Raw genomic sequence first — 17,442 nt, 5'->3', positions numbered from 1 at the left:
ATGGAATTCTTGTGCGAACTCCGCGGAATCCGGAAACAGTACGATCTCCACCCGGTCCTGGACGATTTCGCGCTCGGCGTCGAGCCAGGCGAGTTCACCGCGCTGACCGGCGCGAGCGGGGCCGGGAAGTCGACCGTGCTGAACCTGCTCGGCCTGCTGGAATCGCCTGACGCAGGCGAGGTCCGCCTTTTCGGCGAGCGCGCGCCGCGGCCGCGCTCGCGGGCGGCGAATCTGCTGCGCCGCAACCGGCTGGGGTATCTGTTCCAGAATTTCGCGCTCATCGACAGCGAGACGGTCGAACACAATCTGGAGGTCGCGCTCACCTACGCCAAGCGGGGGACGCCGAAGCGGGACCGCGTCAAGGAGGCGCTCGCGCAGGTCGGGCTGCGCCGGTCGGAACACCGGAAGATCCACTCGCTGTCCGGCGGCGAACAGCAACGCGTCGCGGTGGCGCGGCTGCTGCTCAAACCGTGCGATCTCGTCCTGGCGGACGAACCTACGGGTTCGCTCGATGCCAGGAACCGGGACCGGGTCTTGGATCTCCTGGAGAAGCTCAACGAGGCGGGCAAGACGATCATCGTGGCGACGCACGACGAGGTGGTGGCTGAGCGGTGTTCGCGGGTGGTGGATCTTTCCGGCCCCGCAGCGGAATCAACGCAGGAGCGCGTCGCCAGCGGTCACTGAGGCGTCTCCGGGCGCGTCGATCGGCGGCAGGATGTGCGCCGGGTCCGCGCACACGCCCCGGATGACATCGGCGACCCGGAGCAGCAAACCGAGCCGCGGATGATGCGGCGGCCAGGCGATCCCGATCTCTCGCGGCGACACGATCTCGCTCAGCGAGAACCGGGTGACGCCCGGATGCCGTTGCCCCAATGCCAGTTGCGGCACGATCGAATACCCGACATCCGCGGCGACCAGCGGTTCCACGACGTGGATCTTGTCCGTGTCGAAGACCCAGTTCGGCTCGATGCCCTGCCTGCGAAGCTCGGCGGCGACCTCGAGTTGTTCGCTGGTCAGGCACACCATGGGCAGACCGCGCAGGTCAGCCGGGCGGACGCGGTCGACGGAGGCCAGCGGGGCGTTCCGGGGCGCGAGCAGGATGAACGGGTCGCTGAACAGTTCCAGCCCGTGTGCTTCCCCGCTTTGCAGGGGGAAGATGACGAACGCGATGTCGATCTCGCCGAAGCGCAGCAGTTCCTGAAGGCGGACGTCGTCGTCGACCTCGATGGGTTTGATCCGGCACGGGAGGTGCTGGGTGCGCATCGCGGCCAGCACCAGCGGCATCACCCGCACCGCGACGCTCGAGAACACGCCGATCCGGACGGTCGGTTCGCGGCCGTCGCGCATGTCCTGGATGTGCCTCGTCGCGGTGCGGAGGATGACCTGCACCTGTTCGGCGGCGTTGACCAGCGCGATCCCGGCGTCGGTGAGCCGCACCTGGCGCTGCCCGGACGTCCGGCGGACCAGCACGACGCCGAGCCGCCGTTCGATCGACGCGATGCGCTGGCTGACCGCGGGCTGGCTGCAGCCGAGCTCCACCGCGGCGGCCGCGAACGAGCCTTCGTTCGCGACCGCGTACAGCGCTCTCAGCTGCAGCAGCGTGAGGCGGCCGCCGTCGGACCAGATGGCGTCCAGCACAACCCGGCCGAGCCGGTTCCGTCGTTCCGCGCCGATCATGGGCTGGCCTCCTTGCCAGGAACTCAGGCTTCCCGTCGCGTGCGGCTCATCGGGTCCCTCCGGCGAGGCAGAACGCGGTGGCGAGCTCGATCGTGCTCGCCAGATCGGCGAGATCCGCCACTTCGCCGGAGCTGTGCATGTGCCGGATCGGGATGTTGATGACGCCGCACCGGATCCCGGCGGCGACGGCGGCCATGGCGTCGGCGTCGGAGCCGCTTTCGTCGCCGTACGCCTCGATGGTGTAAGGGATTCCGAGCTCCTTGGCCAGCGTGCGCAGGCTGCGGGCCATGGGTTCGTCGGTGACGGCGCCGCGGCCGATCGCCGGGCCGGAGCCGAGCCGGTGGTCGCCGGTTTTGTGTTCGATGCCGTCCTCCGGGATGTCGCTGGCGAAGGTGGTGTCGATCGCGAGCGCGAAGTTCGGTTCCGTCGCGTACACGGCTCCCATCGCGCCGTGGTAGCTCGTTTCCTCGCGCACGCTGGCGACCACGGAGATCTCGGCGGTGACCGACGCCGCTGCTGCCGCGCGTGCCGCTTCGAGGACCGCCAGCGCGCCGAGCCGGTTGTCCAGCGCCGGAGCGGCGATCCGGCCGTTGCGCAGGTCGACCGGGGACGCGCCGAACACCACCGGGTCGCCGACGGTGATCACCGATTGCGCGTCGGCCCGGCTGGTGGCGCCGATGTCGATCCACAGATCGGCCATCTTGGGCGAGGAATCCCCGTCGTTCAGATGCGGCGGCGCGGTGCCGATCACGCCCGGCACCCGGCCGTTCTCGGCGAGCACCACGACATGCTGGCCGTACAGGATCGCGGCGTCCCAGCAGCCGATGCTGACCGCCCACAGCCGTCCGGCGTCGTCGATGTGGCTGACGCTCAGCCCGATTTCGTCGATGTGCCCGATCAGGGTGATCCGCGGAGTGCTGCCCGGGTTCACCACCGCGTGCCCGCTGCCGAGCGGATCGACGTGCACATCCGCGAATTCCCCCGCCAGCGCGACCCAGGCGCGCACTGGTTCTTCCTCGTAGCCCGACGGCCCGCGCGCGGCGAGCAGCGGCAGGAGACGCCTGCGCAACGTGGCGGCGTCGGGCGCGTATCGCGGGGAACCGTCGGGGTCCGGCATGCCACTCCTTTGCTGGACGGGGATTTCCGGGAGAAGTCAGCGCAGCCAGGCGACGCCGGGCAGGAAGCCGAACTGGCCGCTGAACCGGTAGTTGCCGAGCCGCGCCGAGGTGAAATCGATCCATTTCGGCACGTACAGGGAGACCCACGGGGCCTGGTCGGTGACCGCGCGGTCGATCTCGGCCCACTTCGCGTTCGCCGCGTCCGGGTCGGTGTTCGCCAGCCGCAGCGCGTCGGTCATCCGGGCGTCGATGGCCGGATCGCAGAATCCGCCGACGTTCGGGCTCGCGTCCGAATTCGGCACGAACGCGGCGCAGGACGTCAGCACTTTCAGGAAATCGCTCGGCGCCGGATAGTCCTGGGACCAGTCGGTCAAGGCGGCTTCGACGCGGTTTCCCGAATTCTGGACAAAGGGGTACTGCAACCCTTCGTCCATCGGTTTCAGCGTCGCACGGTACCCCAGATCCGTCAACAGGGTCTGCATGTATTCGCCCATCGCGATATGCATCCGGTTGTTTCCCGGTACCACTGAAACGGCTGCCCCGGCGGTGCCGGATTCCGCGACCAGCCGTTTCGCTTTCGCGAGATCGGGTCCGCGCCACGGTCCGCGGCCGTTCGGCCCCGGGTTGCTCGTCCACGGGCAGTACTGCTGGTAGCCGGGGATGTTCGGCACCAGGACCTGGCAGGTCGGGATGGCCAGTCCCGGACCGCCCGCCTGCAGCACCGCCGAATTGCGGTCGAACGCGTAATTCACCGCCTGTCTCGCCTTGAGATTGTCGAACGGCGGAATCCGGGTGTTCAGCGCCCAATACCAGACGTGCCCGAGCTGGTCGGTGTGTAATTGCCGCGGATGGTCGAGGCTGATCTCGTTCAATCGGTCCGGCGGCGGCTGGTCGCCCGCGAGATCGGCCTGTCCGTTGATCACCGCGGTGATCTGGTCGGTCGGTTCGAGGCCGAATTTCTGGACGATCTGGTCCGGATATCCCTCGGGCGCGGCAAGCGGCGACCACGACCGGAAATACGGATTGCGTTTCAGTACGACGCGGTCGGTCGGATCGTAGCTCGCCCAGTAATATGGCCCGGTCGAGCGCAGTTTCGACACGTCCGAGCCGACGTCGGCCGGCGGTGTGTCCGCGGGCAGGATCGACGCGAGCGGCTGGCCGAGCTGCTGGGGGAGTTCGGGATCCGGCTCGGTCAGCGTGAAGGCGATCTTCCTGGTGGCCTCGTCGATCGCGATGCCTTTCGACAGATCGCAGGTTTCCGGGGTGTCGAGGCATTCCTTCGCCCCGGCGAGGACGTCGAACTGCGAGGACGTCGTCGGACCGTGCACCTTGAACATCCGCTCGAACGACGCCTTGACGTCCTTCGGCCGGACCTCGCGCCCGTCGCTGAACCGGATCCCGGACCGCAGGGTGAACGTCCACTTGAGACCGCCGTCGGTGGGCTTCGGGATTTCGGTGACGAGATCCGGGGTCACGTGCTGGCCGGTTTCCGGGCCGGACTTGGTGAACGCGGTGAGACCGTCGTAGGTCGCGGTGAAAAGCGTCCAGGACGAGGTCGAGAAGTTGACCATCGGGTCCGCGGTGCCGACATTGCCGGACGACAGCAGGACCTCGATCCCGCCCTGATGTCCGTGATCGCCGGGGGCGATCGACGTCAGGTCCAGCGTGTCGTCCACGGCGCATCCGCTCGCGGCGAGGAGCACCGAAGACGCGAGCACCGCTGATTTCCGCTTCATCGCGCCAGTCCCTCACTGTCGACCGGCGGCAGGATCTCCGCTGAACGGGCGCACACCCGCTGGATGATGTCGATGACGCCGCGAATGAACGCCAGCCGCGGGTGATATCGCCGCCAAGCGATGCCGACGGTCCGCGCCGGGACGGTCCCCGCGAGGGAAATCCTTCGCACGCTCGGGGTCCGGCCGCCGAGGGTGAGCCGCGGCACCGCGCCGTAGCCGAGCCCGGCGGCGACCATCGCCTCGACAGCGTGGTTGGTTTCCATCTCCAGCACCCAGTTCAGCTCCGCGCCGACGGACGCGGCCCAGGCCTCCATCGGATCCCGCTGGCCGCGCAGTCCGATCAACGGCAGCCCGGCGAGCCGTCCGGCCGGGAGCGGTGCGGCGGCTGCGGGCATGAGCAGCACGAACGGGTCGGTGAGGAGTTCCGCGGTGTGCAGCGCCGGATCGGCGATCGGCAGCTTCACGAAGGCGAGGTCGATGTCCCCGTTGCGCACCAGCCGGGAGACCTCGGTTTGCTGATCCAGTTCGACCAGTTCGATCCGGTAGTCGACCGGCTGCCGCCGCAGTGCCGCCATCATCGGCGGGATCACCCGCTCGCTCGCGCTGGTGAACAAGCCGATCCGGACGGTCGCGTTCAGCCCCTTGCGGATCGTCTCCACCTGGCTCAGCGCGACCGAGAGAATCCCGCCGACCTGTTCGGCGGCGGCGACCAGGGTGTCGCCCGCTTCGGTGAGCGAGACGCGGCGCTGCTGCCGGGACCGGTGCACCAGCAGCACGCCGAGTCCGCGTTCGAGGCTGGCGACCCGTTGGCTCACCGCGGATTGGGTGCAGCCCAGCGCGGTGGCGGCGCCGGCGAAGGAACCGGTCGCGGAGATGGCGATCAGCGCGGCGAGCTGGGGGAGGGTCGGGCGGGCGGATTGATCGGTTTCGGCGCTAGTCATCGAGAGCGGCCTCCGGTTCGGCGGGCGCGGCCTGGACCGCCGGCTCGAGCGGGTGGTGGCAGGCGACGTCGTGTCCCGCGGTTTCCGTGGCCAGCACCGGTTCCGTAGTCCGGCACACGCTGGTGGCGCGCGGGCAGCGCGGGTGGAAGCGGCAGCCGCTCGGCGGGGTGAGCGGGCTCGGCACGTCCCCGGCCAGCGTGGTGTCCCGCCAGCCCGCGCCCGCCGCCGGATCCGGGATCGGCACCGACGCCAGCAGCGCCGCGGTGTAGGGATGGTGCGGCGCGGCAAAGATCTCAGCGACCGGCGCCTGTTCGACGATCCGGCCGAGATACATCACCGCGACCCGGTCGGAGGTGTGCCGCACGACGCCGAGATCGTGCGCGATGAACACGTAGGTGAGGCCGAGCCGTTCCTTGAGATCGTCGAACAGGTTCAGGATCTGCGCCTGCACCGAGACGTCCAGCGCGGAGACCGGTTCGTCGGCGACCACGACCCGCGGCCGCAGCGCCAAGGCTCGTGCGATCACCGCGCGTTGGCGCTGGCCGCCGGACAACTCGTGCGGGAACCGGTCGGCGAGTTCGGCGGAAAGCCCGGTCAGGACGAGGAGTTCGGCGATGTCCGAGCGCGTCGCGGGCTGGCGGTGCACGCGCAGCGGTTCGGCGACCGAATCGCCGATCCGGCGTCGTGGATTCAGGCTGGCGTACGGGTCCTGGAAGATCATCTGCACCGACCGGCGGACGGGACGCAGCCCGCGACGGCCGGTCCGGCTGATATCTCTGCCGTCGAAATTGATCGACCCGCGGCTCGGCTGGTACAGCCGGACGAGGCAGCGGCCGAGCGTCGACTTGCCGCAGCCGGATTCCCCGACGAGGCCGAGCGTTTCGCCGCGTCGCACGGACAGCGAGACCCCGTCGACGGCGTGCAGCCGACCGGGGCGGCCAAGGCGGTATCGCCGTACCGGGAACCATTTGACCAGGTCTGTGGTGCTGAGGAGGGCGGACATCAGGCGGTTCTCTTTTCGTCCGGCGTTGACGCGTGCCGCAGCAGGCAGGCGTCGAGATGCTCCACCGCCGAGGGCAGCAGTACCGGCCGCTTCCGCACGCAGACCGCCTCCGCCTCCGGGCAGCGCGGCGCGAACGCGCAGCCCGGTCCGATGTCGGCAGCCAGCGGGGGCAGGCCGTCGATCGACGGCAGCCGGACCGGCCGCGGCGCGTCCAGCCGGGGAATCGAGCCGAGCAGCCCGACGGTGTAGGGATGCCGCGGCCGGGCGAACAACTGCGCGGTCGGCGCCTGCTCGACGATCCGTCCGGCGTACATCACCTGCACCCGCGACGCGATCCCGGCGAGCACCCCGAGGTCGTGCGTGATCAGGATGACGCTGGTGCCGGTGCGCGCGCTCAGGTCGCGGATGATGCGCAGGATCTGGGCCTGCACCGAAACGTCCAGCGCGGTGGTCGGCTCGTCGGCGATCAGGATGTCGGGTTCGCAGGACAGCGCCATCGCGATCATCACGCGCTGCCGCATGCCGCCGGAAAACTGGTGCGGATAGTCCCGCGCGCGTGCGCCCGGGCTCGGGATGCCGACGAGGTCGAGCAGTTCGACCGCGCGGCGGCGGGCGGCCCGCATGCCGATGCGCTGGTGCTGGCATATCTGTTCGGCGATCTGCCATCCCACGCGGTACACCGGGTTCAGCGACGTCATCGGGTCCTGGAAGATCATCGCGATCCGGTTGCCGCGGTAGTCGCGCATCCGCTTCGGCGGGAGGGCGAGGAGATCCTGCCCGTCGAACAGCACCCGGCCGCCGACGACCGCGTTGCCGTCGCGGATCAGGCCGAGCAGCGCGAGCATGGTGACCGACTTCCCGGACCCGGATTCGCCGACCACGCCGAGGGTTTCGCCCTGCGGGAGCTCGAACGACACGTCGTCCACCACCCGCACCGAACCGCTGCGCGTGCGGAACTCCACGGTCAGGCCTTCTGCGGACAGGACTTTCGCGGGCAGGCTCGTCATCGCACTCGGATCCTCGGGTCAAGGGCCGCGTAACCGAGGTCGACCAGGAGGTTCACCAGCACGACGGCGAACGCGCCGTACAGCGTCACCGCCATCAGCACCGGCAGGTCGAATCGGCTGAGCGAGTGGAAGGTGAGGTTGCCGACCCCGGGCAGGCCGAACACCTGCTCGGTGAGCACCGCGGCCCCGCCGAGCATGGCCCCGAGGTCGAGGCCGAACAGGCTGACGAACGGGATCAGCGAGTTCCGCAGCACGTGCCGGAACAGCACCCGGGATTCGGAAAGCCCCTTCGCCCGCGCGGTGAGCACGAACTCGGACCGGTCGACCTCGATCAGGTCGGCCCGCAGCACGCGCGCGTACAGTCCGGCGGTGCCGATCGCGAGCGTGATCCACGGGAACAGCAGCTGCCCGAACCACTTCAGCGGGTCGACGTTGATCGGCGTGTAGCCCAGTTCCGGCAACCAGCTGAAGACGCTGGCATGCCAGGTGCCCTGGGTGAGCAGATTAACCACGCCGCCTAGCCAGTACACCGGAAGCGACATGCCCGCCAGGCCGAGGCCCATCAGCAGCGGATCCACCGCCCGGCCGCGGAAAACGGCGGCGAGCGTGCCCGCCCCGAGCGCGAGCAGCAGCCAGATCACCGCGGCCCCGCCGACCAGCGACAGCGTGACCGGGACCGCCTTGGCCACGCGGGAGAGCACCGGGCCGCGATCGGTGTAGGAGACCAGGTCCCGGTCGATGACCAGGCGCTTCATCATGGCGAAGTACTGCACCGGCAACGGTTTGTCGAGGCCGAAGTCGGTCCGGATCTGCGCGATCACCTGCGGGGTCGCCTGCTTGCCCGCGATCTGCCGCGCCGGGTCGACGCCCGGGGTCTTGAAGAAGATCAGGAACACCAGAATGCTCACCGCGATCAGCACTCCCGCCGCGGAGAACACGCGGCGCACGACGTAGCCGATCACCGGGCACGCATCCGCAGTTCGGCCTTCGGGTCGAAGGCGTCCCGGATCGCGTCGCCGAGGATGTTCAGCACGCACACGGTGATCGCGAGCAGCGCGCCGGGCACGATCGCCATCAGCGGCCGGTTGCGCAGCAGTTGCGTGCCGTCCTCGATGATCGTGCCCCAGCTCGCGGCGGGCGGATGCACGCCGATGCCGAGGAAGGACAGGCCGGATTCCAGGAGCATCGCGGTCGCCACCATCAGCGGGAACAGCACGATCACCCGGGACAGCACGTTCGGCAGGATTTCCCGGCGGATGATCCGGCCGTGCCCGGCGCCGTAGGACGTCGCCGCGCCGACGTAGTCCGCGGCGCGCACGGACAGCACCGCGCCGCGCACCGGTCGCGCGACATAAGGCACATAGACCACACCGATAATGAGGACCGGCAGTGCGAGACTGCCGGAACTGACCCGGACGAAACCGAGGCTGATCCCGGACGCGAAGCTGATCGCGGAAATCGAGATCGCCAGCATCAGCACCGGAAACGCCCACACGACGTCGAGGACCCGGGACAGCACGCCGTCGACAGCCCCGCCGACGTATCCGGCGATCAGCCCGACCACCAGGCCGCCCGCACAGGCGACGAGGCCGGCGAGCACTCCGATGACCAGGGTGTTCCGGCCGCCGTAGAGGATCCGGGCGGCGACGTCGCGGCCGTCTCCGTCCGCGCCGAGCAGGAAATGCGCCTGTCCGGTGGGACCGATCGGCAGCACGCCGACGCCCTGGGCCGCTGGTTGCAGCAGCGGCACCACGGTTCCGTCGTTGAGCACCGTGCTGCCGACCGGGTCGGCGACGAACGGGTCGGTGCCGGAGACGTGGCTGGCGTACAGCGGCGCGAGCAGGCACAGCGCCACGATCACGGCCAGGATCGCCGCGGACACCATGACCCGGGTGTTGCCGAGCAGGGCGCGGAGGCCGCGTCGCCACGGTCCGCCGCCGGGTGCGGGTTCCGCTCGCGTCGCGGCGGCATGGAGCTCGGTCACCTGGCCACCCCCTCGGATTTCACCGTTCCTGTCGGCAAAAGTTAGAGAAGGGTCGCGTTTTCCGGCAAGAAGACCGGCATCGCATTCGATAAGACGGCCTAATCGGCTGGGCGATGCGGCCCCGCCCGGAATACTTTCCGGTACGCGCCGGGCGTCACTCCGACCACCTGGCCGAACTGGGAACGGAAGTTGCTGGTCGTCGGGAATCCGGTCTGCGCGGCGATCCGGTCGACGGTGTGATCGGTCGTTTCGAGCAGTTCCTGTGCCTGGCGGATGCGCACTCCGGCGACCCATTGCATGGGGCTTTGGCCGGTTTCGTCCTTGAATCGCCTGGTGAGCGTGCGCACGCTCAGCCCGGCCGCGGCGGCGATGTCCGCGAGCGCCAGGTCCCGGTACGCGTTTTCCTCGATCCACGGCAGGATCTGGCCGAGCGTGGCCGGACGGCTGGGGGCGCGGTTGCGGACGATGTATTGCGCCTGTCCGCCTGGCCGGTGCAATGGCGCGACAGCGAGGCGGGCGGCGTCGGCCGCGACTGCGGTTCCGTAATCGTTCTGGACGATGTGCAGGCACAGGTCAATTCCGGCGACCGCGCCCGCGGAAGTGAGGATTTTCCCGTTGTCGGTGTAAAGCACGTCGGGATTCAAACGGACGGCCGGGTATTTCCTCGCGAATTCGTCGGCGGCGAGCCAATGTGTGGTCGCATCCAGGCCGTCGAGCAATCCTGCTTCGGCGAGCGTGAATGCCCCGACGCAGATCGACGCGATTCGGGTGCCTCGGTCCGCGGCGGCCCGCAATGCTTCCAGTACGGCGAGCGGTGCGGGTGCCAGCGGGTTCTCCCGTCCCGGCACCACGACGAGGTCGGCTCGCTGGAGGGCGTCGAGGTTCTCGTCGACCGCCAATCGCAACGGGCCTGCCTCGATGTCGCGCTCCGGACCGGCGACGAGCGTGCGGTACCCCGGGCGGCCGTCGGGGAGCCGGACGCGTCCGAAGGTCTCGATCGGCGTGGCCAGATCGAATGGGATCGAGTCCGGGAGGGCGAGCACCGCTGTGGTGTACATCCCTGGAGCGTAAGGCATCTGCCACGTGGCCAGATATAGGTGGGAGGTGTCCTGATAGCCATTGTGGAGATCATCGCGGATGGCTTTCGATGGACGAAAGCGTCCATCGAAAGGAACCACCCATGCTGCGGGCCCAGTTCGTGCTCTTCGACGGGTTCGACCCGCTCGACGTCGTCGCTCCGTTCGAAGTGCTGGCGGCGAGCGGCAAACTCGCCGTCGAGCTCGTGAGCGCGGACGGCCCCGGCGTCGTGCGCTCCGGCGTCCCCGGGCTCGCTCTCACCGCGACCGCCGCCTTCGACCCGGACGCGGTCGGCTACGTACTCATCCCCGGGGCCGCCGGCCCGGTGGACGGCGATCCCGACACGGGCGTCGAGACCATTCCGGCCCTGTTGTCGCGCTTCGCTTCGGGGGATGCGAAGCCGTTGCTGCGGCGCGCGTTCGACAATCCGGACAACACGGTCGTGACCATCTGCGGCGGGTCGCTCGCGCTGGCGATGGCCGGTTTGCTCGAGGGCCGCACCGCGACGACGCATGTGCTCGGCATCGACCAGCTCAGCGCCGCCGGAGTGAACGCCGTCCGCGCCAGGGTCGTGGACGACGGCGATGTGATCAGCGGCGGTGGCGTTACTTCCGGTCTTGATGTGGCTCTTTACGTGCTGGAGCGCGATTTCGGTTCGCACGCCGCGCATGCCGTCGAGGAGCTTTTCGAATACGAACGCCGGGGTACCGCTTGGAAAGCTGAGCGCGACGGTGTACTCCAGGGCAGCACTAGCGGTGTCGGTGAAAACGAGTGAACGCTTTCCTGCTGTCGATTCACGTGTTAGCGGCCATTCTCGCCATCGGCCCGGTCGCCGTCGCCGCGAGCATGTTCCCCAGCGCTGCCCGGCTCGCCACCGACGACCCGAAAAAAGCTGCCACGCTGCAGGTTCTCCACCGCACGACCCGCGTGTACGCGGTGCTCGGCGCGCTCGTCCCGGTGTTCGGTATCGCGACCGGCGCCCGGATGGGCGTGCTGGGGGACACGTGGCTGATCGTCTCGCTGATTCTGACCGTCGCCGCCGCCGGAATCCTGATCGCAGTGATCCTGCCCGGTCAGAAACGCGTAGTCGACGCACTCGGGGCAGAGAAGCCGGTGACCGTTCGCCTGGGAATGACGACCGGCGTTTTCAATCTGCTCTGGGCGGTGGTGGTCGTACTGATGATCTACCGTCCCGGCTCGACGACGGGAGTCGGATTGTGAGCCCGCGACGGATTCTGGAAATCATCGGCGCGGTGGAATTGACGACGCTGGTGCTGATGCTGGGCAACATCGTGACCGTGCATCAGCCGCAGGTCTCGCAGGTGCTCGGCCCGGTGCACGGATTGGCTTATACGGCAACGGTGATCGCTGCCGTGCTGGTCATGGGAGGCCGTCATCGGACCTGGCTGCTGGCGCTGATTCCGGGAATCGGCGGTCTTCTCGCGGCACGGGCTGCTTCGCCCGTGCGTCAGGGAACCGAGCGCGACAGGTGGCACTAGGTTCACCACGAGACCGGGCACGGGCTTCATGGCACCGTCCTCACCCGGTGCCTTAGCGTCATGCCATGAAGATTCCCGCCGGACTGAGCCGTGCGGTCCTCCGGGCGCGGCGGGACACCGGCTTTCTCGCCGCTGGGGTGCTGCCGCACCTGGCGCTGGTCCCCGGGTGGGCCTGGGCGGCGGCGACCGTCGCCAGGACCGGGAGCTGGCTCCTCGCGGTTTCCGTGCCGGCCGCCCTGGTCCTGCTCGGCTCCCCGGTGCTGACGGCCGTTCAGCGCGCCCGCTACCGGGTGCTCATCGGCGTGGACGTCCCCCGGCTCGCCGCCGCACCGGAACAGCGGACGTGGGCCTCGACCGCCCGATGGCTCGCGGCGACGCGGCCCTGGCGCAAGATCGGCTACCACCTCCTGCTGGGTCCGCCGCTCGCGCTGCTGGAGCTGCTGGTGCTCGCGGCGGCAGCGGCGTGCCTGGCGGGCGTCACCTCCTACGCCTGGGCATGGGCGCTGCCGACCGGAATCCGCCAGGACTGGTTCGGCTACCTGACCCAGCTCCCGGCTTACACCGCGGCTGGGCTCCTCCTCCTGTGCGCGCTGCCCTGGACCGCGAGGGCAGCGGCCCGGGCCGAAACGCGGCTGGCGTCGGGCCTGCTCGGGCCCAGCCGTGCGCAGCGGCTGCAGGAGCGGGTCGATCAGCTGGCCGGAAGCCGGACCGAGCTGATCGAGGCCGTCGACGCGGAGCGCCGCCGGATCGAACGCGACCTGCACGACGGCACCCAGCAGCGGTTGGTGTCCCTCGCGGTCAACCTGGGTCTGGCCATCGCCACCCGCCCGGACCTGCCGAGCGACGCCCGCGAGGTGATCGAGAAGGCGCACCTGGAGGCGAAGGAAGCGATCGCCGAACTCGACGACCTGGTGCGGGGGCTGCACCCGGCCGTACTCGAAGACCGAGGTCTGGACGCGGCGTTGTCCGGGCTGGCCGCCCGCACGCCCCTGCCGGTGCGGCTTCGGGTCGATCTGGCGGAGCGGATGGCGCCCACCGTGGAGTCAGTCGCGTACTTCGTGATCTCCGAGGCGCTGGCCAATGCGACCAAGCACGCCAACGCGATGCGTGCGGAGGTGATCGTCCGTCAGGTCGGCGAGGTGCTGCGAGTGCGCGTCACCGACGACGGGCTGGGCGGTGCCGACGCCGCCGGCACGGGGCTGACTGGGCTGGCCAAGCGGGTCGGTTCCCTCGACGGGGCCTTCCGCGTCAGCAGCCCCGCCGGCGGGCCCACCACCGTCACCGCGGAGCTGCCGTGCGCGCGGTGATCGCCGAGGATTCGGTGTTGTTGCGGGTCGGCCTGACCAAAGTGCTGGAGACGGGCGGGTTCCAGGTCGTCGCGGAAGCAGGCGACGCGGAGGGGCTGCTGGCGGCGGTGGCGGAGCACCGGCCCGAACTCGCCCTGATCGACGTCCGGATGCCGCCCGGCTTCACCGACGAGGGAGTGCGGGCGGCGATGGAGATCCGCCGCCGCTGGCCGGGGTCGCCGGTGGTGCTGCTTTCGCAGTACGTGGAGGAGCGGTACGCGGCCGACCTGCTGTCCGCGAACACCAGCGGGGTGGGCTACCTGCTCAAGCAGCGGGTAGCCGACGTCGCCGACTTCGTGGCGGCGGTCCGGCGGGTGGCCGGCGGGGGCACGGCCCTGGATCCGCAGGTCGTCGCCCAGTTGCTGCTGCGGCGCGACAGCGACCCGCTCGCGCGGCTGACTCCCCGTGAACGGGAGGTGCTCGGGCTGATGGCCGAGGGCCGCTCCAATGCCGGCATCGCGCAGGCGCTGGTGGTGAGCGAGAGTGCGGTGGCGAAGCACATCAACAGCATTTTCGCCAAGCTCGACCTGCCGGTGGCCGACGCGGACCATCGCCGGGTGCTGGCCGTGCTGCGGTTCCTTGGAGCGTCCCGGTCCTGACCTTCCCGTCGGCGACCACGATCTGCGGCTGGAGTGCCAGGCGGTGTCGGCTGCTCCGCACGGACGTCGGCCGAACGAACCGCTCGTGAGCCGTCGTTGTGGCAGGCCGGGACTTCCCGAAACGGACTGGACCGCGAGCTCCTGGTCACGCCGTGAGCTCTTCCGCTCGGCGGCCCGGCCGGGGGAAGGCCCGGGTCGCGAGAACCGCGCAGGCCGCCGCCAGCGGCAACTCGGCGAAGACGGCCATCAGCACCGCCAGCGTGAAATCCGGGCCAGGGGCAGCCGTCATGGTGTCGAACCAGGCGTCGGCCAGCAGCAGGGCCGAGGTCGCGGCGGAGCTCAGGCAGGCCCGGCGGTCGCCGCATCTGAGGAGCAGTCCGGTGGAGAGCAAGCCGAGCGCCTCGAAGCTGTCCAGACCCGTCCACGTCCAGGCCCAGTGCGAGGCCTGCGCGGTAGCAGGCAGTTCGGTGTGCAGGTAGACCAGCCAGGGAATCATCGCCAGCCCGAGCACGGTGAGAACCGTGGCCACTCGGCGAAGCGCCGAAGCGGCCGCGGTCTTCGGAAGGATCCGCGGGACACCGCTCGCCATGGCACCTGACTCCCTCCGGTGCCCGCCCCTCGGGCACGACATCAGCATGTCGTCGCGGCTTGCCCGAGGCAGTAACGCTCCTATCCGACTTGACGGTGGTCCTGGCTACACCTTCGAGCCGGCTAATCCGCGTCGCGGAGATCAGGCATATCTCTGAGCTGCCTCCGTGAAGTGATACCGAGCTTGCGAAAGATATTTCGCAGATGCGCGTCCACCGTCCGAGGACTGAGGAACAGCCGCGTCGCCACCTCCTTCGACGTGGCTCCCGCAGCGACCTCTCGGGCGATGTGCATTTCCTGCATGGTCAACCGGTCATAGGTATGCGACGAACGGCTGCGCGCCACCTCCCCCGTCGCGCGCAGTTCGTCAGCAGCCCGTCGGGCGAACGCCTCCAACCCGATCTTCGACAGCTGCTCATGTGCCGCACGCAGTTGCTCGCGCGCATCTCGACGACGGCCAGCGCGGCGCAGCCATTCCCCGTACCGCAAGTGCGCCCGCGCGATCTGCACGGAAAGCGGGCTGTCCGTCAAATACGAGAGCGCCGCGACGTACTCGTCCTCCGCGTCGTTGACCATCGCCCGTGCGCCCGCTGCGATGCCGCGGGCGAAGTTGGTCCCAGCGGGTTCCGTGCGCTCGGCCAACGCATCCAAAGCAGACCGGGCGACGGAGTCCTCCCCGCACCGCACGGCGGCTTCGATTTGCTCGGGCAGCGCGATGCCGGTGAGAAACAGGTCGCCGCTCGCGATCGCGTGTGTCGCGGCCTCAAGCGCCGCCGGGTATTCGCCGAGGCCGTTGTGCAGTACGGCCATTGCCCAGTGGGCGTTCGCGGTCAGCTGGCCGGTGCGTCGGCTCGTGGCCTCGGCGAACAGGTCGAGCACCTCCTGCCGGCGCCCGCGCATCGCCGCCAGGTGCGCTCGCGGATACAGCTGCGGCGGATCGCCGAGTGCGTCGGCGATCGCTTCTTCCTCGGCGATCGCGGCCATCGCCTGGCCGAAGTTCCCGGTGAACACCGCGTAGAGCGCGGCCTGCGACAGCCCGAGCCGGACGGTCATCGGCGATCCGGTCGACTGTCCGGTCCGTTCCAGCCAGCCGACGATCGTCCGGTGCAAGTCGAGGTCCCACAGTTCGCCCGCGAGCACGGTGGCCAAGGCGGGCGTGCGGATCCAGCCCTCGTCGTCGCCAGTGAGGGCCTGCCGGATCGCCGGCACCCCGGCGCGGTGGCCTTCGGCGGTCAAGCGGACCAGGGCGGTGAGGAGGTCCGGCGGTCCGGCCGGCGGCGCGGCGGCGAGCACCTGGTCCAGCACGCCGGCGGCCCGCCCGACGACGAGGCCCATTTCCAGCGCCGCCACCAAGAACTCGCGCGACCGTCCGGGATCGCTGTCGGCGAGCAGTTGCGCGGCCCGCAGGATGATCTCCGGACCGCGAACCGCCCCGTCCGGGCCCTGGACGAAGGCGATCTGCCCGCGCAGCAGGTCGGCGGAGGCGCGTTGCGGGACCGCCAACGTCGAGGTGTCGATGCTGGTCAGAAGGTCTGCGGCCGCGTCGGTCCGGCCTGCGGCGAGCGTTGCCCTTGCGGCGGCGAGTGTGCGTTCGACCTGCTTGCCGTGGTCGAGTGACAGCGCGGCGGCCCGTTCGAGAAACGCCGCGGCGGCCGCTACGCCACCGCGGGCCTGCGCGCGGGACGCCGACACTTCCAGCTCCGCCGCGATCTCCTCGTCCGGCCCGGCGGTCGCCTGCGCACGGTGCCAGGCGCGGCGGTCGCCAGCGGTGTCCGGATCGGTCGAATCGGCTAACGCCCGATGCGCGGCTTGCCGCTGTTTCGGCTCAGCCGCGCGGTAAGCGGCCGAGCGTGCCAGCGGATGGCAGAACCGCGCGCGGGTGTCGAACTGGATCAGCCCGGACGCCTCAGCCGCGGCGCTCGCGGCGGGCACGTCGAGGTTCAGCTGCCGGGCGGCCGCCCACAGCAGGCCCGGGTCGCCGGTGGGGTCGGCGCTGGCGAGAATCAGCAGCTCCCGCGCGTCCGGGGGCAGATCCGCCATGCGAGAGAGGAAACTCCGCTCGATCCGGCTCGCGATCGGCGACGGCGTCGGCAGCGCGAAGCCGCCTGCTTTCGGCAGCTCGATCAGGGCCAGCGGGTTGCCGCGCGCCTCGGCGAGCAGGCGGTCGCGCACCCGCTCGTCCAGCATCACGGTCTTCTGCTCGGCCAGCAGTTCGCGTGCGTGCGCGTCGCTGAGCCCGCCGACGGTCAACCCGGGCAGTTCGTCGAGCCCTGGGATCGGCTCGTGGTCGCGGGCGGCGAAGACCATCGCGATCGGCTCCGCCGAAATGCGCCGGGCCAGGAACGTCAACGCCCGCGCCGACGCGGCGTCGAGCCAATGCGCGTCGTCGATCACGCACAGCAACGGACGTTCCGCCGCGGCCGTGGCCAGCAGTTCGAGGGCGGCGAGACCGGCGCGGAACGGGTCCGGCGCGCCGTCGGCCAGGCCGAACGCGATCAGCAGGGAGTCGCGGTAGGGCGTCGAGAGAGTGTCGAGATGCGCCAGGACGGGAACGCACAGCTGGTGCAGCGCCGCGAACGGCATCTCGCCCTCGAACTCCGAACCGGACGCACGGATCCGTTGACACCCTTCCGCCGCCCGCTCGACGTGGTCCAGCAGCGCGCTCTTGCCGATGCCCGCTTCGCCGCGCAGGACGAGCGCCCCGCCCTCGCCCCGCTCCGCCGACCGGACCAGCGCGAGGAGGCGGTCGATCTCGTCGGGCCGGCCGATGAGGGAGGACGTGGTGGGCATGGTCGGAACCTTAGGACAACGCGTAGGCGAAGTAGGCGATTGTCACCGACGCGAGCGCAGCGGCGCCCGGGCGAAGG

Annotated in this window: 17 protein-coding genes; 6 read left to right on the top strand and 11 right to left on the bottom strand. The window is 70.0% G+C overall.

Going from position 1 to position 17,442, the window contains the following annotated elements; genetic code table 11:
• Positions 1-684: an ABC transporter ATP-binding protein gene (locus tag L3Q65_RS25215; RefSeq protein ID WP_182891440.1), complete on the top strand. Its 684-nt coding sequence runs from the start codon at positions 1-3 to the stop codon at positions 682-684.
• Here L3Q65_RS25215 and L3Q65_RS25210 read toward each other — a convergent pair.
• The 9 genes from L3Q65_RS25210 to L3Q65_RS25170 all read right to left on the bottom strand — a co-directional run bounded on the left by L3Q65_RS25210 (position 652) and on the right by L3Q65_RS25170 (position 10,524).
• The gene (locus L3Q65_RS25210; RefSeq protein WP_182891441.1) at positions 652-1,677 is read right to left on the bottom strand and encodes a LysR family transcriptional regulator; all 1,026 of its coding nucleotides are present in this window, start codon (positions 1,675-1,677) and stop codon (positions 652-654) included. The two genes, L3Q65_RS25215 and L3Q65_RS25210, sit on opposite strands and share 33 nt — an antisense overlap.
• 46 nt (positions 1,678-1,723) lie before the next feature.
• Positions 1,724-2,794, bottom strand: a complete 1,071-nt coding sequence (locus L3Q65_RS25205) for a hypothetical protein (protein ID WP_237596822.1) — start codon at positions 2,792-2,794, stop codon at positions 1,724-1,726.
• A 36-nt stretch (positions 2,795-2,830) separates the two neighbouring features.
• The gene (locus L3Q65_RS25200; protein WP_237596821.1) at positions 2,831-4,531 is read right to left on the bottom strand and encodes an ABC transporter substrate-binding protein; all 1,701 of its coding nucleotides are present in this window, start codon (positions 4,529-4,531) and stop codon (positions 2,831-2,833) included.
• A complete protein-coding gene (locus tag L3Q65_RS25195) occupies positions 4,528-5,472 on the bottom strand; it encodes a LysR family transcriptional regulator (protein WP_182891444.1) in 945 nt (314 codons plus the stop codon). Before L3Q65_RS25195 ends, L3Q65_RS25200 begins: the two co-directional genes overlap by 4 nt.
• Positions 5,465-6,475, bottom strand: a complete 1,011-nt coding sequence (locus L3Q65_RS25190) for an ABC transporter ATP-binding protein (RefSeq protein WP_182891445.1) — start codon at positions 6,473-6,475, stop codon at positions 5,465-5,467. The genes L3Q65_RS25195 and L3Q65_RS25190 overlap by 8 nt, the downstream gene beginning before the upstream one ends.
• Positions 6,475-7,482 (bottom strand): ABC transporter ATP-binding protein, encoded by a 1,008-nt coding sequence (locus tag L3Q65_RS25185; protein WP_220507175.1) that lies wholly within the window; start codon positions 7,480-7,482, stop codon positions 6,475-6,477. Before L3Q65_RS25185 ends, L3Q65_RS25190 begins: the two co-directional genes overlap by 1 nt.
• Positions 7,479-8,444: an ABC transporter permease gene (locus L3Q65_RS25180; RefSeq protein ID WP_182891446.1), complete on the bottom strand. Its 966-nt coding sequence runs from the start codon at positions 8,442-8,444 to the stop codon at positions 7,479-7,481. Before L3Q65_RS25180 ends, L3Q65_RS25185 begins: the two co-directional genes overlap by 4 nt.
• Positions 8,441-9,466, bottom strand: a complete 1,026-nt coding sequence (locus L3Q65_RS25175) for an ABC transporter permease (protein WP_182891447.1) — start codon at positions 9,464-9,466, stop codon at positions 8,441-8,443. Before L3Q65_RS25175 ends, L3Q65_RS25180 begins: the two co-directional genes overlap by 4 nt.
• Before the next feature lie 98 nt (positions 9,467-9,564).
• On the bottom strand, positions 9,565-10,524 hold the full coding sequence (locus L3Q65_RS25170) for a GlxA family transcriptional regulator (protein ID WP_220507176.1): 960 nt from the start codon (positions 10,522-10,524) through the stop codon (positions 9,565-9,567).
• A 122-nt stretch (positions 10,525-10,646) separates the two neighbouring features.
• On the opposite strand from L3Q65_RS25170, the gene L3Q65_RS25165 reads away from it, so the two are divergent.
• The 5 genes from L3Q65_RS25165 (at position 10,647) to L3Q65_RS25145 (ending at position 13,987) form a co-directional block, all read left to right on the top strand.
• Positions 10,647-11,318, top strand: a complete 672-nt coding sequence (locus L3Q65_RS25165) for a DJ-1/PfpI family protein (protein WP_220507177.1) — start codon at positions 10,647-10,649, stop codon at positions 11,316-11,318.
• Entirely contained in the window at positions 11,315-11,764 is a 450-nt protein-coding gene (locus L3Q65_RS25160) for a hypothetical protein (protein ID WP_182891450.1), read from the top strand. Before L3Q65_RS25165 ends, L3Q65_RS25160 begins: the two co-directional genes overlap by 4 nt.
• The gene (locus L3Q65_RS25155) at positions 11,761-12,042 is read left to right on the top strand and encodes a hypothetical protein (RefSeq protein WP_182891451.1); all 282 of its coding nucleotides are present in this window, start codon (positions 11,761-11,763) and stop codon (positions 12,040-12,042) included. Before L3Q65_RS25160 ends, L3Q65_RS25155 begins: the two co-directional genes overlap by 4 nt.
• Before the next feature lie 65 nt (positions 12,043-12,107).
• The gene (locus L3Q65_RS25150; RefSeq protein ID WP_182891452.1) at positions 12,108-13,349 is read left to right on the top strand and encodes a sensor histidine kinase; all 1,242 of its coding nucleotides are present in this window, start codon (positions 12,108-12,110) and stop codon (positions 13,347-13,349) included.
• Positions 13,337-13,987, top strand: a complete 651-nt coding sequence (locus L3Q65_RS25145; protein ID WP_182891453.1) for a response regulator transcription factor — start codon at positions 13,337-13,339, stop codon at positions 13,985-13,987. Before L3Q65_RS25150 ends, L3Q65_RS25145 begins: the two co-directional genes overlap by 13 nt.
• A gap of 145 nt (positions 13,988-14,132) precedes the next feature.
• Here the strand turns inward: L3Q65_RS25145 and L3Q65_RS25140 are convergent, their stop codons facing one another.
• Together L3Q65_RS25140 and L3Q65_RS25135 are read right to left on the bottom strand one after the other, a co-directional pair.
• Positions 14,133-14,576, bottom strand: a complete 444-nt coding sequence (locus L3Q65_RS25140; RefSeq protein WP_237596820.1) for a hypothetical protein — start codon at positions 14,574-14,576, stop codon at positions 14,133-14,135.
• 122 nt (positions 14,577-14,698) lie between these two features.
• Positions 14,699-17,365: an AAA family ATPase gene (locus L3Q65_RS25135; protein ID WP_237596819.1), complete on the bottom strand. Its 2,667-nt coding sequence runs from the start codon at positions 17,363-17,365 to the stop codon at positions 14,699-14,701.
• Positions 17,366-17,442: the final 77 nt, after the last annotated feature.

The sequence above is a fragment of the Amycolatopsis sp. FU40 genome (assembly GCF_021903635.1).
GTDB classification, from domain to species: domain Bacteria; phylum Actinomycetota; class Actinomycetes; order Mycobacteriales; family Pseudonocardiaceae; genus Amycolatopsis; species Amycolatopsis dendrobii.
This window is presented reverse-complemented; position numbering and strand designations above follow the sequence as displayed.

Coding starts and splice junctions, on each gene's coding strand:
- L3Q65_RS25190 (WP_182891445.1), bottom strand. CDS start 6,475: ATGTCCGCCCTCCTCAGCACCACAGACCTGGTCAAATGGTTCCCGGTA.
- L3Q65_RS25215 (WP_182891440.1), top strand. CDS start 1: ATGGAATTCTTGTGCGAACTCCGCGGAATCCGGAAACAGTACGATCTC.
- L3Q65_RS25200 (WP_237596821.1), bottom strand. CDS start 4,531: ATGAAGCGGAAATCAGCGGTGCTCGCGTCTTCGGTGCTCCTCGCCGCG.
- L3Q65_RS25205 (WP_237596822.1), bottom strand. CDS start 2,794: ATGCCGGACCCCGACGGTTCCCCGCGATACGCGCCCGACGCCGCCACG.
- L3Q65_RS25135 (WP_237596819.1), bottom strand. CDS start 17,365: ATGCCCACCACGTCCTCCCTCATCGGCCGGCCCGACGAGATCGACCGC.
- L3Q65_RS25195 (WP_182891444.1), bottom strand. CDS start 5,472: ATGACTAGCGCCGAAACCGATCAATCCGCCCGCCCGACCCTCCCCCAG.
- L3Q65_RS25170 (WP_220507176.1), bottom strand. CDS start 10,524: ATGTACACCACAGCGGTGCTCGCCCTCCCGGACTCGATCCCATTCGAT.
- L3Q65_RS25185 (WP_220507175.1), bottom strand. CDS start 7,482: ATGACGAGCCTGCCCGCGAAAGTCCTGTCCGCAGAAGGCCTGACCGTG.
- L3Q65_RS25140 (WP_237596820.1), bottom strand. CDS start 14,576: ATGGCGAGCGGTGTCCCGCGGATCCTTCCGAAGACCGCGGCCGCTTCG.
- L3Q65_RS25210 (WP_182891441.1), bottom strand. CDS start 1,677: ATGATCGGCGCGGAACGACGGAACCGGCTCGGCCGGGTTGTGCTGGAC.
- L3Q65_RS25165 (WP_220507177.1), top strand. CDS start 10,647: ATGCTGCGGGCCCAGTTCGTGCTCTTCGACGGGTTCGACCCGCTCGAC.
- L3Q65_RS25150 (WP_182891452.1), top strand. CDS start 12,108: ATGAAGATTCCCGCCGGACTGAGCCGTGCGGTCCTCCGGGCGCGGCGG.